We start from the raw sequence: 25118 nt of genomic DNA, 5'->3' as shown, positions 1-25118 counted from the left end.
TCGCAAGTAGCGAATTGGCCGGGATCGATATGACCACAGAGAGCGATGACGGTGCGATGATCGCGGCCGCCATGATGGCGGCAGGCGATATCGGATATGACTGGGACCTGAAGACCGACGAGATCCGGTGGACGGGGCCGTCGAGGGAAGTTTTCGAGACCGAGAGCTTCGCTCCCTTTGCGCGTGGGGAGGCCTTTAACGGCCGCATCAATCCCGAAGACCTGCCCTATCGCCTGAAGAACCTGTCCGACCATTACCTGACCCGCGATGCCTATGATTGCGAATATCGTGTGCGGCAGGCGTTCGGCGGCTTCTGCTGGGTCCATGATCGCGGACAGGCCGAATTCTCCGAAAGCGGAGAGCCGGTCCGGCTGCGCGGCGTGCTGCGCCCGATCAACCGGCGCAAGCAGCATGAGGCGCGGCTGGAGCATCTGGCTCATTTCGACGAGTTGACCGGCCATTTCAACCGGGCGCGCTTACGCGAATCGCTCAACCAGGCGCTGGTCCACAGCCAGCGCTACGGCATTCCCGGCGCCTATTTCTGCGTCGGCATCGACAAGCTGGCGCTGATCAACGACGCCTATGGCTATCTGACCGCCGACGCGGTGATCGTCGCGACCGGCCAGCGGCTGGAACGGATCATCCGCGGCAGCGACGTGATGGGGCGGGTCGGCGGCGACATGTTCGGCCTGGTGCTGAGCCACTGCCCCGAAGCGGAGATGACGACGGTCGCCGACAAGATCCTGAAGGTCTTCCGCGACCACCCGATCCACACGCCCTCCGGCCCGATCCATATCAGCGTATCGATCGGCGGCGTGGATTTCCCGACGCTGGTCCAGAACGATTATGAGGCGATGACGCGGGCGGAAACCGCCCTCCAGACGGCCAAGCGCCAAGGCCGCGATTGCTTCATGGCCTATCAGTTGACCGAGGACCAGCGGAACGACCATCGCCGCAGCATGGCGATCGGGGAGCAGGTCAAGGAGGCGCTGAAGGATCACCGCCTGATGTTTGCCTTCCAGCCGGTGGTCGAACCTCAGGGCTTCGGCACCGAATTCTACGAATGCCTGCTGCGCATGCGGTCGACGAACGGCGACATCGTGCCGGCCGGAATCTTCGTGCCGGTGGTCGAGCGGCTGGGGCTGGCGCGCATCATGGACCGGCGCGTGCTGGAACTGGCGGTCGACGAGCTTATGGCCAACGACCAGGTGCGCCTGGCGCTGAACATTTCGGGCATTACGGCGTCCGACCATGGCTGGCTCCGCCGGCTGGTGACGCTGCTCAGCGACCGGCCGGATGTCGCCTCGCGCCTGATGGTGGAGATCACGGAGACGGCGGCCATCCAGGACATCGAGGAATCCGCCCGCTTCGTGCAGACGGTGCGCGAGCTGGGCTGTCAGGTCGCGCTGGATGATTTCGGGGCCGGCTACACCTCCTTCCGCCATCTGAAGGCGCTGACCGTCGATGTGGTGAAGATCGACGGCTCCTTCATCCGCGACATCTCGACCAACATGGACAACCGTCTGTTCGTGCGGACGCTGGTCGGCCTCGCCAAGGGATTCGGCCTCCGCACCGTCGCCGAATGCGTGGAGACGGAGGAAGACGCGAAGGTCCTGGTGGAGGAAGGGGTCGACTTCCTGCAGGGCTACCATTTCGCCAAGCCCAGCCTCGACCGCCCCTGGCAGGTCATGACCCCGAAATCCCGGATCCTGGCCGGCGGCGAACGCCACGCCCTGGCGGCGGGCCTGGTTTCCCGGGCGATCAATTAGGAAACCCTGGCAACTCTTCCGCTTTACCCTTGTGCCGGATCCATGTTTCGCGGACCCTCCGATAGATGATTCGGGGGACGATGGGCACCGGCGGATTCTTCAGCTTTACATCGCCGTTCGGCCTATGGTCTTATAGTACAAAACATGAACGAACGGGAATAAGCGGATGAGCGAAGCTTCGGCGGAATTTCGCGCCTTTACCGGCGACGCCAAATTCTCGACCATCCTCGCTGACCCGCCATGGCAGTTCCAGAACCGAACTGGAAAGATGGCGCCGGAACATCGTCGGTTGAATCGCTACAGCACCATGACCTTGCCGGAGATTATGGATCTGCCAGTCGATACCGCGGCGGAGGATACGGCCCATCTCTACCTATGGGTGCCGAATGCCCTTCTTCCGGAGGGGCTACAGGTGATGAGCGCTTGGGGCTTCTCTTACAAATCCAATATCGTCTGGCATAAGATCCGCAAAGACGGCGGAAGCGATGGCAGGGGCGTGGGCTTTTATTTCCGGAATGTGACCGAACTGATCCTGTTCGGGGTTCGCGGCAAGAACGCCCGGACACGGGAAGCCGGTCGGCGGCAGGTCAATCTTTTCGGCACGCGCAAGCGGGAGCACAGTAGAAAGCCCGACGAGCAATACGACATCATCGAATCCTGCTCCCCCGGCCCTTATCTGGAACTTTTCGCGCGCGGCACACGGCCGGGTTGGGCGATGTGGGGAAATCAGGCCGACGAGAACTATCAGCCAACTTGGAAGACCTACTCCCACCATTCCCAAGCTCATCGATTGCTGGCGGCGGAATAGCGGCCGCGATTTTCAATCGGATGCGGGCTCCATCGCCACCACATTTGCCGGAATTCCAATCAGCAGCAGCGGGCAAGGATTCCCGACGCCGCGCCTGATCCGATCCTCCAGCTTCCGCCAGTGTGTTGTGGCGGCCCCGTATTTGTCGGCAACGAAATGGCTGACCCATGCTTCCCTGAAAGTCATCGGGTTCTTCGTTTGCGTGAAACGCCGGGTGATTTCGCTCTGCTGGCGCGCCGTTGGTGACAAGCCGATGGATGCAAGATCCTCAAAGCCCAGAATATTGCGATCGTCGGCGAATTTTCTCACCAAGGCCTTCAAGCCGTCCTGAAGCGATGATCCGCGTGTGATGATGATGCCGACGGATATAGCGCCTTCAGCGTGGAGTCGCTTGAAGTTCTCCAGATCCCTGTCGAAAAAGGGGTCCTTGTTGTTCCATTCGATTTCCAGCGCGATGAGCTGATTGTCTGGAAACTGCCTGACGTGATCGACCTCATGGCTGATCGATTCACGAGGGATGCCGTTGATCGTCTTGGTGAGTTCAAAGCTTCTTTTGGGCCACCCCTTGGCGGCCAAGCTGCGGCGCAACCGCTGGGTGCCTTTGGTTTCGCCGCCGCCCGATCCGATTATCTCCTCGATCGGGATCGAAATGTCGGCGAGTATCTCGGCGAGTTCGATCAGCGCCTCGGGAAAGTCCACCGTCAGGATGGCTTGTGCATGAGACTGGAATTCTATCTGAAAACCCAGGTCTCGAAGCGAGTCGATCGCATGGTGAGGGGTCAGCTTCATCATCTTCCCGAATAGCGGGAAGAAGTCCCCGCGTCAAAGAAAGCTGTAGTCACCGCGCCGCGCAGAGGCCGGCCAGGTCGTTGAGCCGGGCGGATTGGTCCGCGGTCAGTTCACCGGAGGTCAGTGGGGTCCAGAGGTCGGTGTCGCGGCTTTCCTCCGCGATGCAGCCGCAATAGGCGGTGCAGATTTCCGCCGTCGATCCGGTCGCCGCGCAGCTTGCCTCGCATTGGCGCAGGAACGCCGTCTCCTCCGCCCGGCCGCCGATTCCGGGGATGAGCGTGACCAGGAAGAGCGCCCCCAGCAGCGCCGGCTGGTGGACCAGATAGAAGATAAGGCTGTGCCGCCCCATCCAGCGGAGGATGCCGGCAGCCCGGCTATCGACCTTCCAGCGGGCGAGGCGTTCCGAAATCCCGGAGTTCAGCGCCGCCTTGGCCGCCGCCATGCCGATCAGCACCATGCCGAACCAGGGCAGCAGCGGCACGTAATCGTTGGTGCGCGGGAAATAGGTCATGAGGCCGATCCAGCGCAGCGCCGGCGCGTCGAAGACCGGCGCGGCGAGGAAGGATGGCGCGGCCAGCGCCAACGCCGCCAGCACGGCCAGCGTCCAGGCGGGCAGCCGGTGGAACGCCAACCCCAGCACGCTGGAGACGGCGATGCAGTGCAGGATGCCGAACCAGATGAAGTCCCGAGGGAAGGCGAACCAGGTGACGATCGTGATCGCCAGCGCCGCGCCGCCGACCATGGCCAGCCGGCGCAGGAACGGTTTCGCCCGGAAGCCGCCGCGCAGGGCCAGCACCAGGCTTACCCCGACCAGCGCCAGGAACGATCCGGCGATGGCGCGGGCGAAGGCGGCCCAGCCGGGATGGCCGCCTATGTCCGTCGCGATCAGCCCATAGAAGGAGAGGTCCCAGGCGAAATGGTAGATCGCCATGGCGACCAGCGCGACGCCGCGCGCCACGTCGACGGCTTCGAACCGCGCGGTCGTGGCGGGCCGGCTGCCGGTCACGGGACCGGTCTGGGCGGTGGCGACCGGCGCACCCGTTCGCGATAGAAGATGTAGAGGCCGCTGGCGACGATGATCGCCGCGCCCAGCAGGGTCCACCGGTCCGGCAGGTCGCCGAACAGGACGTAGCCGTAGAACGTCGCCCAGATCAGCGTGGTGTAGTTGAACGGGGCGATGACGACCGGGGCCGCCGCCTCGAACGCCTTGATGAGCGCGTACTGGCTGGCCGCCCCGAAGATGCCGAGCAGCCCGATCAGCGCCCATTCCTCAACCGACGGCCAGGCCCAGAAGAACGGAACCCAGAGGGAGGAGAGCAGCGACCCCAGCGCGGCGGTGTAGATCAGCGTCGTCAGCGCATCCTCCGTCCGGCCGAGGATGCGGGTCGTGATGTGGAAGAGCGCGTTGAAGAAGGTCGCCGCGAAGATCAGCATGGAGGCGGAATGCAGCACGTCCGCGCCCGGCCGGATGACGATCATCGCGCCCATGAAGCCGACCAGCACGCCCGCCCATCGGCGCGGGCCCACCTGCTCCTTCAGCAGCGGCACCGAAAGCGCCGTCACGATGATCGGCGTCAGGAACATGATCGAAGACGCGCTGGCGAGCGGCACCTGCGACAGGCCGAGGAAGAACAGCAGCGTCGTCGACAGCAGCATGAAGGAGCGGACGAGCTGGAGGCCCAGCCGCTGGGTCTTCAGCAGCCGCGGCAGGCGCGGGGCGAAGAGGACGACCAGGATCAGCGCGTGCGCGGTGTAGCGGGCCCAGACCACCTGCGGCACCGGCAGGGTCTGGGAGAGGTATTTCGCCGTCGTGTCCAGGCTGACGAACAGCATCATCGCCGCCAGCACCCAAAGGATGCCGCGCCGGACATCCGATGCGCCGGAATCGGCGGCGGCGATCACGAACCGCCTTCCGCGCCCTTGCGGACGAACACCCCGTCCATCTGCATCAACCGCGCCGTGCGCCGGTTGAAATAGCCGGGTAGGAACAGGATCGGCGCGAAGCCCAGCGCGTCCAGATGGGCGATCATGTCGAGATAGGAAGGCTCTCCGGCATAGACCTCGATGATCGATAGCTCCAGCTGGATGGCGTGGATACGGTCCAGCACCCCCGACGCGCCGTCCAGCACCGGCCGCTCATAGCCCTGCGTGTCGATCTTCAGCAGAACGCGGTCCTCCAGCCCCGCATGATCGCCGAAGACCCGGTCGAGCCGCACCTGGGGGACCGTCTCCTCCGCCACGAAGGCGGAGCTGTCCAGCAGGTCCGCCATCTCCGCCGTGAAGTCGAGCGCGGAGGACATGTCGGTTTCGGCCGACACATGGAGGCTTATCGGCGACTCCGCCGCCCCGACGGCAGCCCTCGGCGCTATCGTCCAGGCAGGATCGTCCTCCGTCAGGCGCAGGAGATCGGCGTGCGCGCCGGCCAGCGGCTCGAAGCTGACGATCCGGCCTTGATAGCCGCCCTGGCGCAGCCGAGAGGCGTACTGGCCGACATTCGCGCCGACATCGAGGACGAGCGAGATGCGGTGATATTCCAGGACCCGCAGCAGATTGCGGGAATCCTTCGTTAGCGGCGGGGGAGGGGTGGTCATCTGGGCTCGTCCGGCAAACGGGAAGGGTCACGCCGAATGGGCATAGTCCCAATAGAGCTTCCGGGCGCGGGTATAGAGCGGGCCGGGCTGGAGGTCGCGGTCCTCCACCCGGACATAGGGCAGGACCTTGCCATGATTGCCGGTCGAGAACACCTCGTCGGCCGTCAGCACGTCCTCCACCGTGACCCGGCGCTCCTCCACCGTCACGCCGTCGGCGCGCAGGAGGCCGATCACCCGCTGCCTCGTGATGCCGTTGAGGAAGGTGCCGTTGGGGGCGGGAGTGGCGACCACGCCCTCCTTGGCGATCATGATGTTGGAGGTCGCGAACTCCGCCACATTGCCCAGCATGTCCAGCATGATGGCGTTGTCGAAGCCGCGCTCCCTGGCGTCCTTCAGCGCCAGCCCCGACTGCGGGTAGAGGCAGGAGGCCTTGGCCGATGTCGGCGCGACCTCCGGCCCCGGCCGCCGCCGGCCGGAGATGCAGGCGGCCCCGCCCTTCGGATCGGGCAGCGGGCTTTCATAGACCGAAAGCGCGAATTGGGTCGTCTCCGGATCGGGAGCGACGAAGCCCTCCTCCGCCCAGAACATCGGGCGGATATAAAGCTCCGAATCCTTCGGGAACTGCGCCACGCCATGTTCCGCCATGGTCAGGATCTCTCCCGCCGTGACGCAGGGGCCGAGGCCGAGCTCTTTGGCGGAGCGGATGACGCGTTCGCAGTGCAGATCGAGGTCCGGGGTCACGCCCTCGAACGCGCGGGCGCCGTCGAACACGACGGAGGACAGCCACATCGCATGGCTGCGCGGGCCCAGCAGGCCGGGATTGCCTTCCAACCATTGACCCTGGAAATAGGTCAGCGACCTGCCGGTCATTCTTCCGTTCTCCATCACGAAGGATTGGCGGGCGCGGCCGAACCGGCGCGCCCAGGGGGATGCATCCAATATGCTGAGACGGAACCATAGCCCGCCCCCTCCGCCGGGGGCAACCAGCGCCGCCGCCGGGCAGGATTGCGTCCGGCCGGCGATTGGAGATGGGGATTCACAAAAAGATGCGGCGGTGCTATAAACACCGCCGCAGTTGCACGCTGAATTAGTGGCCCACCATGAGCCGCCTTACCCTTGCCGGGGTTGGGCGGCTCTTCGTTTAGGCCCTACCGCATCGGTGAACGGAATGCGGCGGGACCAACCCTCCTGATCATTGTGCCCTCCATTTCTATAAAGCAACAATGCCGGCGATTCGCTATAGCGTCAATAATTAATCGCTATATACGTTGATCGTAACGCACATCTCGTCGAATTGGCTGGCTCTATGGGGCGAATAAGCATATCTTGCTGTGGGAATAATATGGAGGTTGGCTATGAAACAAGCTCGAAGTCCCCGTTATCCAGCCATCAGTCTGCCCGAAGCTCTCCAAAAGGCCGGTCAGATTTACGCGGCAGACTATCAGAATAAGATCCCAAAGAGTCTTATTGCCGAGCATATGGGTTACGCTAGTTTGAATGGGAAATCGCTTGGAGTGATTTCGGCTCTAAGCAAATACGGTTTGCTGGAGGGGCGTTCTGACGAGGTATGGATTACTGATCGGGCTCTTGCTGCCATTGTGCATGGGGCGGGGAGCACAGAGCGGATTGAGGCTATTAAGGCCGCCGCGCAGGAACCAGAACTTTTTAAGGATCTTGATAGCAATTTTCCAGGAAAGGTTAGTGACGCCGCCCTTCGCTCTTATCTTCTCGGTAAGCGCAAATTTTTACCTGATGCCGCTGATCGAGCTATTCGCTCTTATCGTGAAACGTCCGAGTTTGTCGAGACGGAGACGGCGGGGCTCCGTCCAGGTCACGAGGAGTCAGAGTGGGCATCTGAACAGACGGAGAATCCCCAAATTCAGCCGCGTGGGCACCATACGGAATACGCAGCGCCCCGCCCGCCGCAAGCGCCGGAAGCCACACCAGTCGGAACACGCCGCGAAGTGTTCGGTCTGGAAGAGGGCGATGTGGTTCTGACTTATCCGGAAAGTATCTCAAAAGAAAGTTTTGAGGACCTTCTAAGCTATTTTCGGATATTTATCCGTAAAGCTAAACGCCGTGCAGATAAGAGTGTTGGTGGGGCATTCAATGAGTTTGATCGCTATCTGACGGAGCAGGAAGAGAATGAATCTCCTCCTTGGTAGGCTCGTCCATCAACGCTTCTTAACGTTCCGTCTCTGAGCAAACTTGCACCAGGTGGGCCGGCAATCCTAGGGATGGCGGAGGATTGGAGTCCTCACTGGCTGGCCCAGATGATGCGGGCGACCCAGGCCACCTCGTCGCGCTTGAAGGTGCGGTCGGGATGGGCCTGGTTGAGGGACAGAAGCTCGATCCGGTTGGCGCTCATGCGGGCAAGCTGCTTGGCCATGACCTCCCCGGCCAGCGTGCGCAGGACGACGCGGTCGCCCTTCCTGAGCGGCGAGGAGGGGGAGACGATCAGCGTGTCGCCGTCGCGATAGACCGGTTCCATCGAATCGCCGCTGATCTCCACCGCATAGGCGTGCGGATCGCCAACGTCGGGGAACAGCACCTCGTCCCAGCCCGTCCCGGCGGGATAGCCGGCATCGTCGAAATAGCCTTCCGCCCCCGCCTGGGCATAGCCGATGATCGGGATGCGCTGATGGGCGCGGGGGCTTTCGCGATCGTCCAGCAGGCCCACGAACTCCGCCATGCTGGCGCTCGTCGCCTCCAGAATCTTGGAGATGCTCTCCGTCGACGGCCAGCGCAGCTTGCCTTCCGCCGTCGCGCGCTTGGACGGGTTGAAGGTCGTGGGGTCGAGCCCCGCGCGGCGCGCCAAGCCTGAGGCCGACAGGCCGTGATTACGGGCCAGGCGGTCGATCGCGCGCCAGATGTCGCCATGTTTGAGCATGGGAACAATTTCTCATAAATCGCCGAAGGAGTCCGTAGGAACGTATTCATATTTTCCTTGACATAGGAATTAAAGCATACGACCATGGCTCCATAACGCGGCGGATTGCGTCCGCGCCCCAAACCTTCTTCAGCACTGGTGAGGCCCCCAATGCCCCGAGAGCGACTCGGGCCGCGCGCGACCGCGGCCGCCCCGACCCAGCCCTTCTCCAGCGCCGAGGAGGCGTGGTTCTGGTTCATGCAGGCCCATCAGGCGCTGCTGGACGGCGCGAAGCCGCGGGCGGGAGAGGCGCTGACGCCGCGTCCGTGCGAGCCGGTGGACATCTTCCGCGCGCTGGACAGGCTCTACCGCCACCGCCGGCTGATCCGCGACCATGTCGCGGTGCTGGCTCATTACGGCCGCCGCCTGATGGCGCCCGACCCGGCGCGCCGGCGGGAAGCGCGGTCGGCCGGCCTGTGGCGGGAGGCGCTGGACAGGCTGGAGGGGCCGCTGCGGCGCAAGGGGATCGTCGCTTGAGCGCGGGAGATCCCGGCGCGCCCACGCCCGACCGCCCCCACGCCTGGGTCGTCTTCGGCGACGCGGCGCGGCCGCGCTGGCTGGCGCTGCTGAAGCCGGGCTTCCGGCATTGCTTCGTCGCCCTGTTCGACGGCGCGGGCTGGATCACCATCGACCCGCTGTCCACGCATATGGAGGTGACGGCGCAGCCCGCGCCCACCGGCTTCGACCTGCCGGAATGGTACCGGTCGCGCGGGCTGACGGTGATCCCGGCGGCGATCGACTGGAACCGTCGCGATCCCGCCCCCTGGGGCCTCTTCACCTGCGTGGAGGCGGTCAAGCGGATGCTGGGCCTGCGGGCGCGCCTGACGCTGACGCCCCACCAGCTCTACCGGCGGCTCGCCCGCCCCACCCCATCGGAAGATTGAGAAGAGAGAGGAGCCATCCATGGGATCGCTGTTCAGCACACCCAAGCCCCGGCCGGTCCGCCTGCTGCCGGCCCCGGAGCCCGAGCCGGAACCCGTCGCGGCGGACGATCCGGCCGAGGACCCGGCCGCCCAGCGGCTGGCCCTGGTCCGGCGCCGGCGGCGCGGCCTGGCGGGCACCGTCCTGACCGGCTGGCGGGGCGTGCTGGCCCCGCGCGCCGACCGGCCCGGCCGCAAGAATTTGCTGGGGGAGTGAGGCCATGGACGGGCACGACACGCCGGAAGGGCTGCTGGCCCGCTTCGTGAAGCTGCGGGAGGCGCGAGATCGGTGGGCGCCGCTATGGCGCGACTGCTATGACCACGCGCTGCCGCTGCGGGCGGATTTCTCCCCTTCTCCTCCCGGCGCGCGGCGGGGGGAGATGCTCTATGACGGCACCGCGCCGGACGCGGTCGACCGGCTGGCCGCGAGCCTGCTGGCGGAACTGACGCCGCCCTGGTCGGGCTGGGTCGGCTTCGTCGCCGGACCCGACCTGGGGCCGGAGGACCGCGCCGCCGCCGCGCCGGCGCTGGAGCGGATGACGGAGATCCTGGCCGGCCATCTCGACCGCTCCAACTTCGCGGTGGAGATCCATCAGGCCTATCTGGATCTGGTCGTCGGTGGAACCGGCAGCCTGCTGGTGGAGGAAACCGCCTCCGGCGAACGCTCGGCCCTCCGCTTCTCCGCCATTCCGCTGTCGGAGATCGTGCTGGAGGAAGGGCCGGAGGGAAGGCTGGATTCGAGCTGGCGGCGGACGCCCATGACCGCCGCCGCCTTCGCCCGGCGCTTCCCCGCCGCGACCCTGCCGCCCGGCCTGGCGGCGGAGGCGATGCGCGACCCGGACGCCCGCTTCCCGGTGCTGGAGACGGTGCGCCCCGCGCCCGGCGGCGGCTACCGCCGGACATTGGTGCTGGATGCCGGGACCGAGGGGCCGGCGATGCTGGAGGATGGCTGGGCGGCGACCTCCCCCTACCTCCATTTCCGCTGGCTGAAGGCCCCGGGCGAGATCTACGGACGGTCGCCGGTGATGAAGGCGCTGCCGGACATCCGCACCGCCAACAAGGTGGTGGAGCTTGTCCTGAAGAACGCCACCATCGCCGTCACCGGCATCTGGCAGGCCGACGATGATGGGGTGCTGAACCCGGCGACGGTGGCGCTGAAGCCCGGCACGATCATCCCCAAGGCCGTGGGGTCGGCGGGGCTGACGCCGCTGAAGCCGCCGGGGCAGTTCGACGTGTCGCAGCTTGTGCTGGAGGATCTGCGCGCCCGCATCCGCCATGCGCTGCTGGCCGACCAGTTGGCGCAGGTGGATGCGCCGCGCATGACCGCGACGGAGGTGCTGGAGCGGGCGGAGGCGATGACCCGCCTGCTGGGCGCGACCTACGGCCGGTTGCAGGCGGAGCTGCTGACGCCGCTGGTCCATCGCTGCCTTTCCATCCTGCGGCGGCGGGGAGAAATCCCGGACCTGGCCGCCGACGGCCGGACGGTGGAAATCCAGTTCAGGTCGCCGCTGGCGCAAGCCCAGGCGCAGCGTGACGCGCGGTCGACCCTCCTGTGGGTCGAGGCGCTGGCGGCGCTGGGACCCGAGGCGACCGCCGTCGCCGACATGGCGGAGGCGGCGCGCTGGCTGGGCCGCCGGTTCGGCGTACCGCCGAAGCTGGTGCGCGAAACCCCGCCGGCCGCCGACAGCATCCTTCCTTCCATCCAACCCTAGAGGAGAACGGACGATGAGCGAGATCGAGAATGTCGCGGCGGAGGAGATCGTGGAGCCGCCCGCCTGCCCGGAGGGCGTGCCGGAGAAGTTCTGGGATTCCGAGGGCGGCGCGGTCAGGGTCGACGCGCTCGCGAAATCCTATCGGGAGCTGGAGCGCAAGCTGTCCGGCATGATCCCCGCGCCTTCCGTCGAGATGGAGGATGCCGACCGCCAGCGGCTGTGGCGGGCGATGGGCGTGCCCGAGGCGGCCGACGGCTATGAGGTCGCGGTGAAGGACGGGCTGTTCGAACCCGACGCGGAGGTGAACGCGGCGCTGCACCAGGCCGGCTTCACGCCGGCGCAGGCGCAGCTTGTCTACGATCTGGCGGCCGATCGGCTGGCCCCGCTGGTCCGGGAGATCGCCGCCGACGCGCAGGCCGACCGGGAGATCGAACGGCTGGAGGCCCAGTTCGGCGGACCGGAGAAATGGCGGGAGACCTCACGCCAGCTTCTGGCCTGGGGGCGGGAGAACCTGCCGGCCGAGGCGCTGGAGGGGCTGGCGGCCTCCGTGGAGGGCGTCCAGGCGCTCCACGGCATGATGTCGTCGGCGGAACCGCCGGCGGTGAGGGCGGATGCGGGATCGGGCGAAACCGACCTCCAGACCCTGATGCGCGACCCCCGCTACTGGCGCGACAAGGACCCGTCGGTCGTCGCGCGGGTGACGGAGGGATTCCGGAAGCTCTATCCGGCGTAAGACCCCTCACCCTCCCGCCCCTTCGGGCCGGGTCCCTCCCTCTCCCACAAGGGGCGAGGGTGCAGTTGTTAGCCCTCGCCCCTCCGGGGAGAGGGTTGGGTGAGGGGGTGTTTTGGTTCACTTCCTTCCTTGACATCCAGGATAAAATTCCTATTATCTTCTCCAGCAACGCCATAACCGCGCCCGGCGCGCGGCGGCCGTCGCCTTCCTTTCCCAAGAAAATCCAACACCAACCGAAAGGTCCGCCCGATGGCCACCACCATCGACAAGGCGTTCGTGAAGCAGTTCGAACGCGAAGTCCACGAAGCCTATCAGCGCATGGGGTCGAAGCTGCGGCCGACCGTGCGCTCCAAATCCAGCGTCACCGGCGCCAGCACGACCTTCCAGAAGGTCGGCAAGGGCACCGCCGCCACCAAGGCGCGCCACGGCCATGTGCCGGTGATGAACCTGGAGCATGAGCCGGTCGAATGCCTGCTGGCCGACTATTACGCCGGCGACTGGGTCGACAAGCTGGATGAGTTGAAGGTGAACATCGACGAACGGTCGGTGATCGCCAATGCCGGCGCCTACGCTTTGGGCCGCAAGACCGACGAGCTGATCCTGGACGCGCTTTCCGACGCCGTGCAGGAGGCCGGCGACGGCACGGACGGCCTGACCAAACCCAAGGTGCTGGAAGCGTTCGAGATGCTGGGCGGCGCCGACGTGCCCGATGACGGGCAGCGCACCGCCGTCATCGGATGGAAGCAATGGTCCGACCTTCTGGCGATCGAGGAGTTCGCGTCTTCCGACTATGTCGGGTCCGACGAGCTGCCCTGGCGCGGGACGCAGGCGAAGCGGTGGCTGGGCACGCTGTGGCTGCCCCATTCCGGCCTGCCGCTTGCGGGCGGGGTCCGCACCGGCTTCTGGTACCACAAGACGGCGGTCGGCCACGCCTCGGGCTCCGATGTGCGGAGCGACGTGACCTGGCATGGCGACCGCGCGGCGCACTTCGTCAACAACATGATGAGCCAGGGAGCGGCGCTGATCGACGGCGCCGGAATCGTCAGGCTGCCCTGCCTGGAAAATTAAGCGCGCTTTCAAAAAAACGAGAAGGAATCGAAAGATGGCGTTCAAGATGAACGATCTGAGCGTGCTGGCCTACGCCAACGGCTTCACGCTGTGGCACTACCGCACGGCCGATCCCGGCGCGACGGTCGCCGGGGCGGGCTATTTCACGGCGGCGGCCGATCTGGTGCGGACGGGCGACATGATGCTGACGGCGGCCGACGGCGGGTCTACCGGCACGATCTACCATGTCGGCGCGAACACCGGGACCGAGGTGACAGTAGCGGCGATCTGATCGCGCACGGGAACGGCCCGGAAGGGCCGTTCCCGCATTTCGAGAAAACCAGGACAATCAGGGAGGAACCCGCCATGGCGCTTTCGGCCATCGCGTTGGCGAACCGCGCGCTGTTGAAGCTGGGCGCGTCGGCGATCCACGGCTTCGACGATCCCACGGCGGAGGCGGAGGTGGCGGGCGCGCTCTACGGGCCGGCGCGCGATGCGCTCTTGTCCGACCATCCATGGGCCTTCGCCACCCGCACCGCCCGGCTGGCGGCGCTGGAGGAGGGCGGGTTCCAGCTTCCCTCCGACATGCTGCGCGCGCTGTCGGCCGGCCTTCCGCCGAGGGCGCGGGGGCTGGACTACCGGATAGAGGGCAGGCGGCTTCTGGCCGACGCGCCGGGCGCGGTGCTGATCCACATCTTCCGGCCGCCCGAAACCGACACGCCGCCCTTCTTCGAGACAGCGCTGATCGCCCGGCTGGCGGCGGAGATGTGCATCCCGCTGACGGAGAACACCAGCCGGGCGGAGACGCTGGCGAAATGGGCGGAGGCGGAGTTGCGCCGCGCCCGGCTGATCGACAGCCAGCAGGATTCCCCGCCCCGGTTCGAGGATTTCACGCTGATCGATGTCCGCTTCGGGAGGATGCGATCATGACCAGGGTCCGGACGGCGCAGACCGGTTTCACCGCCGGGGAGATCTCGCCCGAACTCTACGGCAGAAGCGATCTGCGCGCTTATGAAAACGGCGCGGCCAAGCTGAGAAACCTGATCGTCCTGCCCACCGGCGGGGTGACGCGGCGGCCCGGCCTGCATTTCGTGGATTTGCTGCCCGGCCGGGCGCGGCTGGTCGCGTTCGAATTCAATGCCGAACAGACCTACCTTCTGGCCTTCACCGACCGCCGGCTGACAATCTATCGCGAAGGCGCGCCGATCGCCGCGCTGGACAGCCCGTGGCCGGAGGCGGCGCTGGCGTCGATCGCCTGGACCCAGAGCGCCGATACGCTGCTGGTCTGCCATCCGGATACGGCGCCGCGCCGGGTGACGCGGCGGGGCGAACTGGACTGGCGGATCGATCCCTGGCCGCTGGTCCGCGATGGCGTGAGCCTCGCCCCCTTCCATCGCTTCGCCGACAAAGGGGTGACGCTGACGGCGAGCGGGATCGACGGGTTCGTCACCGTGACCGCCAGCGCCGACATTTTCACCCAGGCTCATACCGGCGCAAGGCTGCGGCTGGGCGGCGGGCAGTTGCGCATAGAGCAGGTGCTGGACGGCAGGGCGGTCAGCGCGCGGATCACGGCGACGCTGGAGGATGCCGGGCCGACGGCGGATTGGGAGGAAAGCGCCTGGTCCGACGCGCGCGGCTGGCCGGCGACGGCGATCTTCCACCAGTCGCGGCTGGCGGTCGGCGGGTCGCGGGACCTGCCCAACAGGCTGTGGCTGTCGCGGACCGGCGATCTCTACAATTTCGACCTCGGCACGGGGCTGGACGACGAAGGGATAGAGTTCCCGGTGATGTCCGACCAGGTGAACGCGATCCGCGCGCTCCATTCCGGCCGGCATCTCCAGCTTTTCACCGCCGGCGGCGAATGGATGGTCGCGGGCGATCCGCTGACCCCGGCGACGGTGGCGCTGCGCCGCCAGACCCGCATCGGCTCGCCGGTCGACCGCCGCGTGCCGCCCCGCGACGTGGAGGGCGCGACCCTGTTCGTCGCCCGAAGCGGCCGGGAGGTGAGGGAGTTCCTCTATACCGACCTGGAGCAGGCCTACCGCTCCGTCGATCTGGCGCTGCTGGCCCGCCATCTGGTGACCGGGCCGGTCGACCAGGATTACGACCCCGCCCGCCGGTTGCTGATGGTGGCGATGGAGGACGGGTCGCTGGCGATCCTCACAGCTTACAGGGCGGAGCAGGTGACCGCCTGGGCCGGGTGGGAGACAGACGGCGCGATGGCGTCGGTCGCGATCGTCGGTGACGCGCCCCACCTGGCCGTCCGGCGCGGCGGAAGCTGGTTCCTGGAGGTCCTGTCGGCGGACGCCGCGCTGGATTCCGCGCTGACCGGGACCAGCGACGCGCCGACGACCGTCTGGTCCGGCCTCGATCATCTGGAGGGAAGGCGGGTCCGCATCGTCGCCGACGGGGTGGAGCGGGGCGAGGCCACTGTCGGCGCGGGCCGGCTGGTTCTGGACGAACCGGCGCGGACCCTGACCGTCGGCCTGCCCTTCACCCACCGGATAGAACCGCTGCCGCCCGCGCTGGGCGGCGTCGGCGCGGAAGGGGTGGCGCTGCGCCCCGTCCGGACGGTCTTCCGGCTGGTCGATACAGGTGGGCTGACGGTCGATGCCGGCCGGGGGCCCGCCGCAATGCCGCTGCGGCGGCTGGCGGAAGGCGCGGTGCTGGGAGAGACGCCGCCGCCCTTCACCGGCGACCGCGCGATCCGCCATCTGGGCTGGCGGCGTGGCGGGACGGAGCCGCTCTGGCGGATCGTCGACGATGCGCCGCTGCCCTTCACCCTGCTTTCCGCGACCACGCAACTGAAGGTGAACGACTGATGGGCGCCCTCGTTTCTCTGGCCGGCATCGCCTCGGCCGGGCTGGGTCTCGCCAGCCAACTGAGCCAGAACCGCCACCGCCGCGAGGCGCTGGAGGCCCAATCCCGCCACGACGAGGCCGCCGCCGCCCGCGATATCTCGGACACGCGCCGGCAGGCGGCGGAGGCGGAGAAAAGCCGCCGGGAGGCGCTGCGCCGTGCGGTCGCCCGCCGGCGCGCGCAACTGGGCGGCCAGGGCGTCGGTAGCGAGGACGGGTCCGGCGAGGCGCTGCTGCTGGGGCTGATCGGCGATGCGGCCTCCGGCGAACGGTCGCGCGCCGAGGAGACCGCGAGCCGGATCGCCGCCATCCGGGACGACCGGGCCTATCGCCGCCGGGTCAATCTGCTGGACCGCTCCCGCCTCGCCGACCGGGCCCGCTTCTCCACGCTGACCCGCATCACCGACCGTTTCTAGGAGCCTTTCGATGACCGAGAGCAGCCTGTCGCGCATCCGCTATGTCGCGGACGGTGTGGCGACCGATTTCGCCTTCCCCTTCGCGATCCTGCGGGCGGCGGAACTGGCGGTGTCGCTGAACGGGACCGACCATGCCAGCGGCTTCACGGTCGAGGGCGCGGGCGATCCCGCCGGCGGGGCGGTCCGGTTCGACATCCCGCCCACCGCCGGGACAATCGTCACCCTGCGGAGGGAGGTCCCGGTCGCGGCGGCGACGGAATTCCATCCGGGCGGCGATTTGCGCGCGCGCAGCCTCAACGACGCGTTCGGCCGGCAGATCGCCATCGACCGGCAATTCGCCGACGCGCTGGCGCGGACGATCCGCGTTCCGGCGCATGAGGAACCGGCCGGCCTCGCCCTGCCGGACCGGGCGACGCGGGCGAACCGGGCGCTGGTCTTCGATGCGGAAGGAAACCTGGCGCTGGGCGCGGTGGGGCAGGTGGTCAGCCCGTTCGGCCCGTTCCAGCCGGCCATGGAAGGGATCGTGCCGCGCGAGGTCCATGCGAAGCTGGCCGACGCGCTGTCGGTTCGCGATTTCGGCGCGGCCGGCGACGGGGTGGCGGACGATACCGGCGCCTTCCGCGCCGCGCTGGCGGCGGCCCGCGCCGTCTTCGCGCCGCCCGGGACCTACCGGATCACCGGGACCCTGACGCTGACGGAGGGCCGGACGCTGACCGGCGCGGGCGACGGCACGGAGCTTCGAATGGAAGCCGACGCAGCCCTGGTGGAGATCGTCGCCGGCTATGCGGCGCTGGAGCGGATGAAGCTTGTCGGCGGCTCCATCGGCGTGCTGCTCCATGGTGCTGAGGGGCCATGCGTCCAGAATGTGTTGCGCGACCTCTCCATCTGGGACGCGGCGCGCGGGATCGTGCTGGACGGCGGGGACGATCCGGCATGGCCCTGCTACTGGAACGCGGTGCAGCGGGTGCTGGTCGCCCGGCCGTCGCTCCACGGCGTTCACCTGACGCGCACCGGGGCGGGGGACACGCCCAACGCCAACAAGTTCCACGACGTCCGGGTCTACAGCCTGTCCGCCCCCATCGCCGGGTCCGGCTTCTTCGTGGAGGCGGGCGGGCACATGAACGTCTTCAACGAGTGCGAGGCCAACGTTTCGACAGACGCCGAAGCCTGCTTCCGGCTGGGGCCGGGCGCGTCGAAGACGGAGATCCTGAACCTCTACACCGAAAGCCTCGGCCTCGTGCCCAACGTGCTGATCGAGGAGGGGGCGGGGGAGACGACCATCGTCAACCTTCATTCCGCCAGCGCCGGCGCGGCGATCGACGACCGGTCGGATGGCGGCACGCTGACGCTGAACGCCGGCTTCCCGGTCAAGAACCGGCTGGGCCGCGCACTGGTCGATGAACTGGAGGCCCCGCTGGCGACGCTGGGGGAACTGGTGCGCCAGACCCGCTTCGCCGAAGGCGTCTCCGACTACCAGATCGATCCGGCGGCGCGGCTGCACCTCGTCAGCGCCTATGGCGGGCCGGTCACGGCGACTCTGCCCGCCCCCTCCGCCGCGCCCGGCCGGCAGGTGACGGTGAAGAAGACCGATCCTTCGGCCAACGCGGTCGCGATCGTCGACGCCGATGGCGGCAATCCGGACGGCCAACCCTTCAGCCTCCAGGGCCAGGGGCACAGCGTGGGTCTGATGTCCAATGGCGGGTCCTGGTGGATCACGGACCGTCATCCGTGACCGGGGAGATAATCGGACTGGAGGATTTCGTCGACGCCTGGAACGCGCAGCAGGGCCAGACGACCCCGCTTCACCACCGGACCATCCTCCGCTGGCTGGAGGCGGCGTGGGCGGAAGGGCGCAACCGGCTGCTGCTGATGGCCTTTCGCGGGGCCGGCAAGTCGACTCTGGTCGGCCTGTTCTCCGCCTGGCTGCTGCGCCGTGACCCGGGCCTGCGCCTGCTGGTTCTGGCGGCGGAACTGTCGCTCGCGCTGCGCATGGTGCGCACCACCAGGCGGATCATCGAACGTCATCCTATGACCGGCGACATGAAGCCGTCGCGGCCGGAGCAATGGGCGGGGGAGTATTTCACGGTCGAGCGGCCGGTGGAGATGCGCGATCCCTCCATGGTCGCGCGCGGCGTCACCGCCAACGTCACCGGCACCCGCGCCGACGTGGTGATCTGCGACGATGTGGAGGTGCCGAACACCGTCTCAACGGCGGCGAAGCGGGAAAGCCTGCGGGAACGGCTGATCGAGATCGAATTCATCCTGACGCCGGGCGGCACGCAGCTCTATGTCGGCACGCCGCATCATCGCCGGACGATCTATGCGACGGAGGAGGGGCAGGGCGAGGAAGGGCGGGACAATGAGAAGGAGCCGGGTTTCCTCGCCGGCTTCGATCGGCTGGCCCTGCCGCTGCTGGACGCCGAAGGGCGCTCCGCCTGGCCGGAACGATATCCGCTGGAGGAGATAGAACGGCGAAGGAAGCGGTCCGGGCCGCTCCATTTCGAAAGCCAGATGCAGTTGCGGCCGGCGTCGCTGGCGAACGCCCGGCTGGATCCGACCCGGCTCCGCCGCTACGAGGGCGAACTGTCCTACAGCGAGGCGAACCGGCGGGCCAGGCTGCACCTGAACGGCCGCCGGCTGGTCAGCGGGACCGCCTGGTGGGATCCGGCGTTGGCGAAGGCCAGCGGCGACGGCAGCGTGGTGGCGGCGGTCTATACCGACGGCGAGGGGATTGCCTACCTGCACCGCATCGCCTGGCTGAACGCCGGGCCGGATGAAGGCCCCCGGGAAGCCGGCCTGCAATGCGTGCAGGTGGCCAATTTTCTGACCGGGCTGCATCTGCCGTCGATCCATGTCGAGAAGAACGGGATCGGCGCCCTCCTGCCGGAACTGCTCAGGACGACTCTTGCAGGCCGGAGGATGCCGGTCTCGGTCCTCGAAGAGACGGCGCGCAAGGCCAAGCATCTGCGCATCCTTGAGGCGTTCGACGCCCGGATGGCGGCCGGCCGGCTGCACGTCCATTCCAGCGTCTGGGACACCCCCTTCATCGAGGAGATGGCCGAATGGCGGCCGGAGGTTCCGGGCCTCAGCGACGACGGGCTGGACGCCGTCGCCGGCTGCCTCGGCGCGCAGTCCGTGCCTCGGGCGCGGATCGACCGGCCGCCGCCGCCGCCCGACTGGCGGCAGGGCGCCGCGCCCGAAGCGGCCGCCCATGATTTCGATGTCTGAACCCGAACGGAGAAGGAGGAACGGCGATGGAACCGGACTTCATGATCGATCCCATCTGGTGGATCAGCGTCGTGGAGCTGCCGGCGCTGGGCGGCCTGTTCTGGCTGCTGTGGCGCACGCGGCACGATGGCGAACAGGCGCTGGAAGCGCAGCGCCGGCAGATGGAGGCGGAGATCATCGGCCTTCGGCAGTGCCTCTCGGACTACAAGCTGGAGGTCGCGAAATCCTATGCCTCCGTCGGCTATCTGGCCGATGTGGAAAGGCGGCTTCTCGCCCATCTGCTGCGGATCGAGAACAAGCTGGACCGGCAGGGAACGGGAGACGGAAGATGAACCACCTTCCCCGCCTCGTTCCGGGAGGCGACACCTCCCGTGTGAACCGGCTCGCGGACGCGCTGGCCGCCGCCCAAGGCCGTTCGGTTCGGGAGCTTGAAACGCTGGCCGCCGGTTGGGCGAAGGGAGAAATCCCCGATGCACCGCCCGCCGGAGGATCGCTCGCCACCCTCTGCCGCCGTCTGGCCATGGCCGCGCTGGAGGCGGCGCGATGATCCCCACCCTGCTGGCCGAGATCGGCATACCGCTTCTGGCCCGCCTGCTGCGCGAGGGGCTGGAGCGGATCGACCATCCGGTCGCCGAAGCGGCGGCCGAAGGGCTGGCGGCCGTGGAAGGCGCGATCGGTAGCGGCGACATCGAGGCCGCGAAACTGGCCGACGCCAACCGCCACCTGGAGACGATGGCGGCCATACGCTCCGACGACTACCGCGCGGCGCTGGCGCAGGTGAACGAAAGCCTGCGGGCGGAAATCGCCTCGGACGACCCGTATGTCCGCCGGATGCGGCCGACCTTCGACTACATTCTGGCCGCCACCTGGGCGGCGCAGATGGGCGCGGTCGCCTGGGCCATCATCGCCGACCCGCCGGCCGCCGCCCGGGTCATCGCCGACATGGCGAATCTCTCGATCATCTGGTCGGTGGGGCTGGGCGTGCTGGGCGTCTATGTCTACCAGCGGTCGCGGGAGAAGATCGGCGGCGCGTCGAGGCTGTCCCCCGCCGCCTTCGGCGACATGGTGCTGAACCTCGCGCGCGAAAGGGGATGATGCGGCGGCGCGGGTGGGGTAGGTAGGGGCAAGGAAAACAACCGCCCCTCACCCAACCCTCTCCCCGGCGGGGAGAGGGCTACCTTTTCACCCTCGCCCCTCCGGGGAGAGGGAGGGACCCGCGAAGCGGGAGGGTGAGGGGCCTTCGAGAGCCCCGCCATGCCCGACCCCACCATCTACAAGATCTGCACCGCCGCCGAATGGGAAGCCGCGGAACGGCAGGGGGCGTTCCTCGGCTCCGAGGCCGACATCCGCGACGGCTTCATCCATTTCTCCACCGCCCTTCAGGCCGAGGAGACGGCGGCGAAGCATTTCGCGGGTCAGGCCGGCCTGAAGCTGGTGGCGGTGGATGCCGCCAGCCTCGGCGACATGCTGAAATGGGAGCCGTCGCGCGGCGGCGCCCTCTTCCCCCATCTCTACGGCCCGCTTCCGGTCGGGGCTGCGATCTGGGTCGCTGACCTGCCCCTTGGGCCGGACGGGCGGCACCTCTTCCCGGCGATGCCGGAATGACCGGCCTGTTCCCGCTGGTCCGCCCGCTGCTCCACGCCCTGCCGCCGGAACGCGCCCACGGGCTGACGCTGGCCGCGCTGAAGGCCGGGCTGGGGCCGAAGGCGTCGCGGGAGGGCGATCCGATCCTCCGGACCAGCGTCTGGGGCATCGACTTCCCGAACCCGATCGGCCTCGCCGCCGGATTCGACAAGGATGCGGAGGTCGCCGACGCCATGCTCGGCACGGGGCTGGGCTTCGTGGAGGTGGGAAGCCTGACGCCGCGCCCGCAGCCGGGCAACCCGAAGCCCAGGATGTTCCGGCTGGCCGAGGCGGAGGGGCTGATCAACCGGCTGGGCTTCAACAATGGCGGTGTGGAGGCCGCCGCCGCACGGCTGGCCGCCCGCGACCGGAGCCGGGGGATCGTCGGCGTCAATCTGGGCCGCAACAAGGACAGCGCGGACGCGGAGGCCGATTACCGCGCCGGCGTCGCGGCCGTGGCGGCCCATGCCGACTATCTGGTCGTCAACGTCTCCTCCCCCAACACGCCCGGCCTGCGCGCCCTCCAGGGGCGGGAGCCGCTGGAGCGGCTGCTGGCCGCCGTGCTGGAGGCAAGGGAACGAACAGGACCCCGGCCGCCGCTCCTCCTGAAGATCGCGCCCGACCTGACCGACGCCGACAAGGCGGACATCGCGACGGTCGCCTTGGAAAGCGGCATCGACGGGCTGGTCGTCTCCAACACCACCATCGCCCGGCCGGACGATCTGCCCAAGTCGCTGCCGCCGTCGCTGGCGGGGCAGGCGGGCGGGCTGTCGGGCCGGCCGCTGATGGCGGCCTCCACGGCGGTGCTGCGCGACATGGCGCGGCTGACCGAACGAAGGCTGCCGATTGTCGGCGTCGGCGGCGTCGCCTCGGGCGCGGACGCCTACGCCAAGATCAGGGCCGGGGCCAGCCTGGTGCAGCTCTATACGGCGCTCGCCTATCAGGGACCGGCGCTGGTCGGCGCGATCCGCCGAGACCTGGCGGCGCTGCTCCGCCGGGACGGATTCTCCAGGCTGGACGATGCGGTCGGCGTGGACCTTTGAGGGCGCGTTAACCAGACCGCAACCCGGGACGGGCATCCTGCCGCGGACTTTCCCCGCGCCCGTGATTTTCGCGCGCGCCGCCCAGGCCAGCCCATGCCGCTTATCCGCCACGTCCTGATCGCCTTCATCTACGGCGCGCTCGCCATCGCGGCGGCGCTGGGCCTGCCGCATCTGGGCATCGAGCGCTGGATGTCGGTCGCCATCGGCGCGCTCACGTTGATCTTCGGCGCCGTGCTGCATGAGGTCCATGCCCGGCAGGAGCGGGAGACGGCGCTGAAGCGGGAGCTGAAGGAGCTTGCCGACGCCCGCGATTCGGTGCTGGAGGAACTGGCCCGCGCGCGGGCGGAGGTCCGCGCCATCCATGGCGAGCTTCTGGAGCAGCCCCGCAGAGACGATAAGCGCGATGATACGCTGGACGTCATGAAGGAAGAAGTCCGGATGCTCCAGCAGATGGTCGGCCGGATGAGCGGCCGGCGCGTCACGCCGATCGACACCGCCGCGCCGCCGCCCCGGATCATCGACGTGGCGGAGATGGGGGAGGAAGCGGCGATCGAGCTGATCGAGGAGGCCGTCCGCGCCGACAGGGTGGAGATGGGGCTGGCGCCCATCGTCAGCCTGCCGCAGCGCAAGCCCCGCCATTTCCGCGCCTTCAGCCAGATTCGCACCCCCGATGGCGGGATGCTGACGCCCCATCTGGCGCCCGGCCTTGCAGACCGGCCGGCGCTGATGGCCTCGATCGACAACATCCTCCTGTTCCGCTGCGTGCAGATGGTGCGCGACCGGCTGCGCCGGCAGCGGTCGGTCGGGTTCTTCGCCGCCGTCGCGCACCGGACCCTGCGGGATGCCGACTTCATGGCGCAGTTCGTGGAATTCGCGCATCTGAACCCCGAACTGCCGTCCCGCGTGGTGCTGGAACTGAACGCCAGCGAGGTCCGGGACGATGGCGCGGCGGCGCGCGACCCGATCGCGACGTTGGGGGCGCTGGGCTTCCGCTTCTGCCTGACCGGTCTCGACCGGCTGGACCGCATCTCCGCCGATGTGCTGGAGGCGAGCCATGTCCGCTTCCTCAAGATCGACGCCCGGACCCTGCTGCGCGGGACGGCGGGCAATGCGGGGCGGGAGGCGCTGCGCGACCTGAAGGATTCGCTGGACCGCTCCGCCATAGACCTGATCGTCGAAGGCATCGATTCCGAAGCCGTGCTGGTGGAGGTGCTGGACCTGCCGATCGATTATGGCCAGGGCCCGCTCTTCGGCGACGCCCGCCTGGGTTGAATGACCGGTTCCGGGTTCATTTCGGCCCGGCGGTGTGCGACGATTTCCGATGCTTTCGGTGCTGCGCGACCGGACCTATCGCCATCTTTTCCTGGCGCAAATGATTGCCCTCGGCGGCACGGGGCTCGCCACCGTGGCGCTCGGCCTGCTGGCGTTCGACCTCGCCGGCGATAGGGCGGGGGCGGTGCTGGGAACCGCCCTGACCATCAAGATGGTCGCCTATGTCGGCGTGGCGCCGGTTGCCGGCGCGCTCGCCGACCGGTTCCCCCGGCGGGGCTTCCTGGTCGCGCTCGACATCCTCCGCGCCGCAATCGCGCTGTCGCTACCCTTCGTCGACCAGATCTGGCAGATCTACCTGCTGATCTTCCTCCTCCAGTCCGCCTCCGCCGCCTTCACGCCGGCCTTCCAGGCGACGATCCCGGACATACTGGAGGATGAGAAGGACTACACCAACGCGCTCTCCCTCTCGCGGCTGGCCTACGATCTGGAAAGCCTGCTCAGCCCGCTGCTGGCGGCGGCGCTGCTCACCATCGTCAGCTTCCACTGGCTGTTCGGCGGCACCGCCGTGGGTTTCGTGGCCTCCGCCGCGCTCGTCCTCTCCGTGACGCTGCCCCGGCGGGGCGATGCCGGCCGCAAGGCCGGATTCGTGGAGAAGGCGACGCGGGAGTTGCGCATCTATCTGAAGACGCCCCGCCTTCGCGGCCTGCTGGCGCTCAACCTGTGCGTCGCTTCGGCCGGGGCGATGGTCATCGTCAACAGCGTCGTCTATGTGCGCGGGCTGCTCGGCCGGTCGGACGCCGACCTGGCGATCGCGCTGGCCGTCTTCGGGCTGGGATCGATGATCGCCGCGCTCAGCCTGCCACGCCTCCTGGACCGCGCGCCGGACCGCCTCGTCATGCTATCGGCGGCCGGCATCCTCGCCGCCGGCCTCGCCGCGCTGGCGGTGGCCATGGTCGCCTTTCCCGACTGGCGCTGGCCGGCGCTGCTGATCGTATGGGGCGTGCTGGGGCTGGGCTATTCGATGGTGCTGACACCGGTCGGCCGCCTGCTGCGCCGCTCCTCCCATGCCGAAGACCGGCCGTCCCTGTTCGCGGCGCAGTTCGCGCTGTCCCACGCCTGCTGGCTTGTGACCTATCCCCTGGCCGGATGGCTCGGCCTCGCGGCGGGCCTGCCGGCGACGCTCGTCGTGCTGGCTGTCATAACCGGCCTTGCGGCATTGGCGGCGGCTGCGCTGTGGCCACGGTCGGACCCGACGGTGCTGGCCCATCGGCACCGGGATCTGCCGCCCGGCCACCCCCATCTGCGGGATGCCGGCGCGGACGGCCGCCATGCCCACGACTTCGTCATCGACGATCTGCATGCCCGCTGGCCGGGCTGAGT

General features: G+C 68.1%; 28 protein-coding genes. 22 read left to right on the top strand and 6 right to left on the bottom strand.

The features are described from left to right. The first annotated feature begins 29 nt into the window (after window positions 1–29). Window positions 30–1769 (top strand): EAL domain-containing protein, encoded by a 1740-nt coding sequence (locus AAFN89_RS03295; RefSeq protein WP_347535865.1) that lies wholly within the window; start codon window positions 30–32, stop codon window positions 1767–1769. Between the two features lie 166 nt (window positions 1770–1935). Next, window positions 1936–2577: an MT-A70 family methyltransferase gene (locus tag AAFN89_RS03290; RefSeq protein ID WP_347535863.1), complete on the top strand. Its 642-nt coding sequence runs from the start codon at window positions 1936–1938 to the stop codon at window positions 2575–2577. A gap of 12 nt (window positions 2578–2589) precedes the next feature. Here AAFN89_RS03290 and AAFN89_RS03285 read toward each other — a convergent pair whose 3' ends face one another. Genes AAFN89_RS03285 through AAFN89_RS03265 form a run of 5 tightly spaced genes read right to left on the bottom strand, consistent with a single transcriptional unit; the run spans window position 2590 to window position 6827 of the window. Beyond that, on the bottom strand, window positions 2590–3369 hold the full coding sequence (locus AAFN89_RS03285) for a BglII/BstYI family type II restriction endonuclease (RefSeq protein WP_347535861.1): 780 nt from the start codon (window positions 3367–3369) through the stop codon (window positions 2590–2592). 46 nt (window positions 3370–3415) lie between these two features. Then, window positions 3416–4372 carry a heparan-alpha-glucosaminide N-acetyltransferase gene (locus AAFN89_RS03280; protein ID WP_347535860.1) on the bottom strand — a complete coding sequence of 319 codons (957 nt, stop codon included), beginning with the start codon at window positions 4370–4372 and terminating at the stop codon, window positions 3416–3418. Further along, window positions 4369–5268 (bottom strand): DMT family transporter, encoded by a 900-nt coding sequence (locus AAFN89_RS03275; RefSeq protein ID WP_347535858.1) that lies wholly within the window; start codon window positions 5266–5268, stop codon window positions 4369–4371. The genes AAFN89_RS03280 and AAFN89_RS03275 overlap by 4 nt, the downstream gene beginning before the upstream one ends. Beyond that, window positions 5265–5957: an FkbM family methyltransferase gene (locus tag AAFN89_RS03270; protein WP_347535856.1), complete on the bottom strand. Its 693-nt coding sequence runs from the start codon at window positions 5955–5957 to the stop codon at window positions 5265–5267. Before AAFN89_RS03270 ends, AAFN89_RS03275 begins: the two co-directional genes overlap by 4 nt. Window positions 5958–5984: 27 nt before the next feature. Beyond that, on the bottom strand, window positions 5985–6827 hold the full coding sequence (locus tag AAFN89_RS03265; protein ID WP_347535854.1) for a branched-chain amino acid aminotransferase: 843 nt from the start codon (window positions 6825–6827) through the stop codon (window positions 5985–5987). Between the two features lie 485 nt (window positions 6828–7312). Between AAFN89_RS03265 and AAFN89_RS03260 the strand changes: the two genes are divergently transcribed. Beyond that, a complete protein-coding gene (locus tag AAFN89_RS03260) occupies window positions 7313–8122 on the top strand; it encodes a hypothetical protein (protein ID WP_347535852.1) in 810 nt (269 codons plus the stop codon). 92 nt (window positions 8123–8214) lie between these two features. Here AAFN89_RS03260 and AAFN89_RS03255 read toward each other — a convergent pair whose 3' ends face one another. Continuing rightward, a complete protein-coding gene (locus tag AAFN89_RS03255) occupies window positions 8215–8847 on the bottom strand; it encodes a helix-turn-helix transcriptional regulator (RefSeq protein ID WP_347535850.1) in 633 nt (210 codons plus the stop codon). 150 nt (window positions 8848–8997) lie between these two features. Between AAFN89_RS03255 and AAFN89_RS03250 the strand changes: the two genes are divergently transcribed. From AAFN89_RS03250 to AAFN89_RS03160, 19 genes are all read left to right on the top strand, one after another. Further along, entirely contained in the window at window positions 8998–9363 is a 366-nt protein-coding gene (locus AAFN89_RS03250; RefSeq protein ID WP_347535848.1) for a hypothetical protein, read from the top strand. Continuing rightward, the gene (locus tag AAFN89_RS03245; protein WP_347535846.1) at window positions 9360–9770 is read left to right on the top strand and encodes a hypothetical protein; all 411 of its coding nucleotides are present in this window, start codon (window positions 9360–9362) and stop codon (window positions 9768–9770) included. Before AAFN89_RS03250 ends, AAFN89_RS03245 begins: the two co-directional genes overlap by 4 nt. Window positions 9771–9789: 19 nt before the next feature. Next, the gene (locus AAFN89_RS03240; protein WP_347535844.1) at window positions 9790–10023 is read left to right on the top strand and encodes a hypothetical protein; all 234 of its coding nucleotides are present in this window, start codon (window positions 9790–9792) and stop codon (window positions 10021–10023) included. A gap of 4 nt (window positions 10024–10027) precedes the next feature. After that, the gene (locus tag AAFN89_RS03235) at window positions 10028–11518 is read left to right on the top strand and encodes a portal protein (protein ID WP_347535842.1); all 1491 of its coding nucleotides are present in this window, start codon (window positions 10028–10030) and stop codon (window positions 11516–11518) included. Window positions 11519–11531: 13 nt separating this feature from the next. Next, on the top strand, window positions 11532–12251 hold the full coding sequence (locus tag AAFN89_RS03230; protein WP_347535840.1) for a hypothetical protein: 720 nt from the start codon (window positions 11532–11534) through the stop codon (window positions 12249–12251). Window positions 12252–12500: 249 nt separating this feature from the next. Further along, entirely contained in the window at window positions 12501–13319 is an 819-nt protein-coding gene (locus AAFN89_RS03225; protein WP_347535838.1) for a phage capsid protein, read from the top strand. A 34-nt stretch (window positions 13320–13353) separates the two neighbouring features. Then, window positions 13354–13590 carry a hypothetical protein gene (locus AAFN89_RS03220; protein WP_347535836.1) on the top strand — a complete coding sequence of 79 codons (237 nt, stop codon included), beginning with the start codon at window positions 13354–13356 and terminating at the stop codon, window positions 13588–13590. Window positions 13591–13664: 74 nt separating this feature from the next. Further along, window positions 13665–14228, top strand: coding sequence for a hypothetical protein (locus tag AAFN89_RS03215; RefSeq protein ID WP_347535834.1), 564 nt, complete (start codon window positions 13665–13667; stop codon window positions 14226–14228). Next, on the top strand, window positions 14225–16120 hold the full coding sequence (locus AAFN89_RS03210) for a hypothetical protein (protein ID WP_347535832.1): 1896 nt from the start codon (window positions 14225–14227) through the stop codon (window positions 16118–16120). The genes AAFN89_RS03215 and AAFN89_RS03210 overlap by 4 nt, the downstream gene beginning before the upstream one ends. Beyond that, entirely contained in the window at window positions 16120–16572 is a 453-nt protein-coding gene (locus AAFN89_RS03205; protein ID WP_347535830.1) for a hypothetical protein, read from the top strand. The genes AAFN89_RS03210 and AAFN89_RS03205 overlap by 1 nt, the downstream gene beginning before the upstream one ends. Window positions 16573–16582: 10 nt before the next feature. Further along, on the top strand, window positions 16583–18304 hold the full coding sequence (locus AAFN89_RS03200; protein ID WP_347535828.1) for a glycosyl hydrolase family 28-related protein: 1722 nt from the start codon (window positions 16583–16585) through the stop codon (window positions 18302–18304). Next, window positions 18301–19800 (top strand): phage terminase large subunit, encoded by a 1500-nt coding sequence (gene terL, locus AAFN89_RS03195; protein ID WP_347535826.1) that lies wholly within the window; start codon window positions 18301–18303, stop codon window positions 19798–19800. Before AAFN89_RS03200 ends, terL begins: the two co-directional genes overlap by 4 nt. Before the next feature lie 26 nt (window positions 19801–19826). Further along, window positions 19827–20132, top strand: coding sequence for a hypothetical protein (locus AAFN89_RS03190; RefSeq protein WP_347535824.1), 306 nt, complete (start codon window positions 19827–19829; stop codon window positions 20130–20132). Further along, complete coding sequence (locus AAFN89_RS03185) at window positions 20129–20347, top strand: hypothetical protein (protein ID WP_347535822.1); 219 nt, start codon at window positions 20129–20131, stop codon at window positions 20345–20347. Before AAFN89_RS03190 ends, AAFN89_RS03185 begins: the two co-directional genes overlap by 4 nt. Next, window positions 20344–20895, top strand: coding sequence for a 3TM-type holin (locus AAFN89_RS03180; protein ID WP_347535820.1), 552 nt, complete (start codon window positions 20344–20346; stop codon window positions 20893–20895). Before AAFN89_RS03185 ends, AAFN89_RS03180 begins: the two co-directional genes overlap by 4 nt. 159 nt (window positions 20896–21054) lie before the next feature. Further along, a complete protein-coding gene (locus AAFN89_RS03175) occupies window positions 21055–21405 on the top strand; it encodes a DUF952 domain-containing protein (protein WP_347535818.1) in 351 nt (116 codons plus the stop codon). Continuing rightward, a complete protein-coding gene (locus AAFN89_RS03170) occupies window positions 21402–22466 on the top strand; it encodes a quinone-dependent dihydroorotate dehydrogenase (RefSeq protein WP_347535816.1) in 1065 nt (354 codons plus the stop codon). Before AAFN89_RS03175 ends, AAFN89_RS03170 begins: the two co-directional genes overlap by 4 nt. Before the next feature lie 93 nt (window positions 22467–22559). Next, the gene (locus AAFN89_RS03165; protein WP_347535814.1) at window positions 22560–23738 is read left to right on the top strand and encodes an EAL domain-containing protein; all 1179 of its coding nucleotides are present in this window, start codon (window positions 22560–22562) and stop codon (window positions 23736–23738) included. Between the two features lie 49 nt (window positions 23739–23787). Continuing rightward, complete coding sequence (locus tag AAFN89_RS03160) at window positions 23788–25116, top strand: MFS transporter (protein ID WP_347535812.1); 1329 nt, start codon at window positions 23788–23790, stop codon at window positions 25114–25116. Window positions 25117–25118: the final 2 nt, after the last annotated feature.

Origin of the sequence: Inquilinus sp. CAU 1745 (genome assembly GCF_039839375.1) — a bacterium.
In the GTDB taxonomy this organism is placed as follows: Bacteria; Pseudomonadota; Alphaproteobacteria; order DSM-16000; family Inquilinaceae; genus JBDOQU01.
This window is presented reverse-complemented; position numbering and strand designations above follow the sequence as displayed.

Excerpts from the sequence above, each read along its gene's own strand:
- AAFN89_RS03285 (WP_347535861.1), bottom strand. The coding sequence starts at position 3,369 with ATGATGAAGCTGACCCCTCACCATGCGATCGACTCGCTTCGAGACCTG.
- AAFN89_RS03200 (WP_347535828.1), top strand. The coding sequence starts at position 16,583 with ATGACCGAGAGCAGCCTGTCGCGCATCCGCTATGTCGCGGACGGTGTG.
- AAFN89_RS03180 (WP_347535820.1), top strand. The coding sequence starts at position 20,344 with ATGATCCCCACCCTGCTGGCCGAGATCGGCATACCGCTTCTGGCCCGC.
- AAFN89_RS03190 (WP_347535824.1), top strand. The coding sequence starts at position 19,827 with ATGGAACCGGACTTCATGATCGATCCCATCTGGTGGATCAGCGTCGTG.
- AAFN89_RS03165 (WP_347535814.1), top strand. The coding sequence starts at position 22,560 with ATGCCGCTTATCCGCCACGTCCTGATCGCCTTCATCTACGGCGCGCTC.
- AAFN89_RS03160 (WP_347535812.1), top strand. The coding sequence starts at position 23,788 with ATGCTTTCGGTGCTGCGCGACCGGACCTATCGCCATCTTTTCCTGGCG.
- AAFN89_RS03220 (WP_347535836.1), top strand. The coding sequence starts at position 13,354 with ATGGCGTTCAAGATGAACGATCTGAGCGTGCTGGCCTACGCCAACGGC.
- AAFN89_RS03255 (WP_347535850.1), bottom strand. The coding sequence starts at position 8,847 with ATGCTCAAACATGGCGACATCTGGCGCGCGATCGACCGCCTGGCCCGT.
- AAFN89_RS03265 (WP_347535854.1), bottom strand. The coding sequence starts at position 6,827 with ATGACCGGCAGGTCGCTGACCTATTTCCAGGGTCAATGGTTGGAAGGC.
- AAFN89_RS03215 (WP_347535834.1), top strand. The coding sequence starts at position 13,665 with ATGGCGCTTTCGGCCATCGCGTTGGCGAACCGCGCGCTGTTGAAGCTG.
- AAFN89_RS03170 (WP_347535816.1), top strand. The coding sequence starts at position 21,402 with ATGACCGGCCTGTTCCCGCTGGTCCGCCCGCTGCTCCACGCCCTGCCG.
- AAFN89_RS03185 (WP_347535822.1), top strand. The coding sequence starts at position 20,129 with ATGAACCACCTTCCCCGCCTCGTTCCGGGAGGCGACACCTCCCGTGTG.
- AAFN89_RS03260 (WP_347535852.1), top strand. The coding sequence starts at position 7,313 with ATGAAACAAGCTCGAAGTCCCCGTTATCCAGCCATCAGTCTGCCCGAA.
- AAFN89_RS03250 (WP_347535848.1), top strand. The coding sequence starts at position 8,998 with ATGCCCCGAGAGCGACTCGGGCCGCGCGCGACCGCGGCCGCCCCGACC.
- AAFN89_RS03240 (WP_347535844.1), top strand. The coding sequence starts at position 9,790 with ATGGGATCGCTGTTCAGCACACCCAAGCCCCGGCCGGTCCGCCTGCTG.
- AAFN89_RS03270 (WP_347535856.1), bottom strand. The coding sequence starts at position 5,957 with ATGACCACCCCTCCCCCGCCGCTAACGAAGGATTCCCGCAATCTGCTG.
- AAFN89_RS03225 (WP_347535838.1), top strand. The coding sequence starts at position 12,501 with ATGGCCACCACCATCGACAAGGCGTTCGTGAAGCAGTTCGAACGCGAA.
- AAFN89_RS03175 (WP_347535818.1), top strand. The coding sequence starts at position 21,055 with ATGCCCGACCCCACCATCTACAAGATCTGCACCGCCGCCGAATGGGAA.
- AAFN89_RS03230 (WP_347535840.1), top strand. The coding sequence starts at position 11,532 with ATGAGCGAGATCGAGAATGTCGCGGCGGAGGAGATCGTGGAGCCGCCC.
- AAFN89_RS03210 (WP_347535832.1), top strand. The coding sequence starts at position 14,225 with ATGACCAGGGTCCGGACGGCGCAGACCGGTTTCACCGCCGGGGAGATC.
- AAFN89_RS03205 (WP_347535830.1), top strand. The coding sequence starts at position 16,120 with ATGGGCGCCCTCGTTTCTCTGGCCGGCATCGCCTCGGCCGGGCTGGGT.
- AAFN89_RS03295 (WP_347535865.1), top strand. The coding sequence starts at position 30 with ATGACCACAGAGAGCGATGACGGTGCGATGATCGCGGCCGCCATGATG.
- AAFN89_RS03235 (WP_347535842.1), top strand. The coding sequence starts at position 10,028 with ATGGACGGGCACGACACGCCGGAAGGGCTGCTGGCCCGCTTCGTGAAG.
- AAFN89_RS03290 (WP_347535863.1), top strand. The coding sequence starts at position 1,936 with ATGAGCGAAGCTTCGGCGGAATTTCGCGCCTTTACCGGCGACGCCAAA.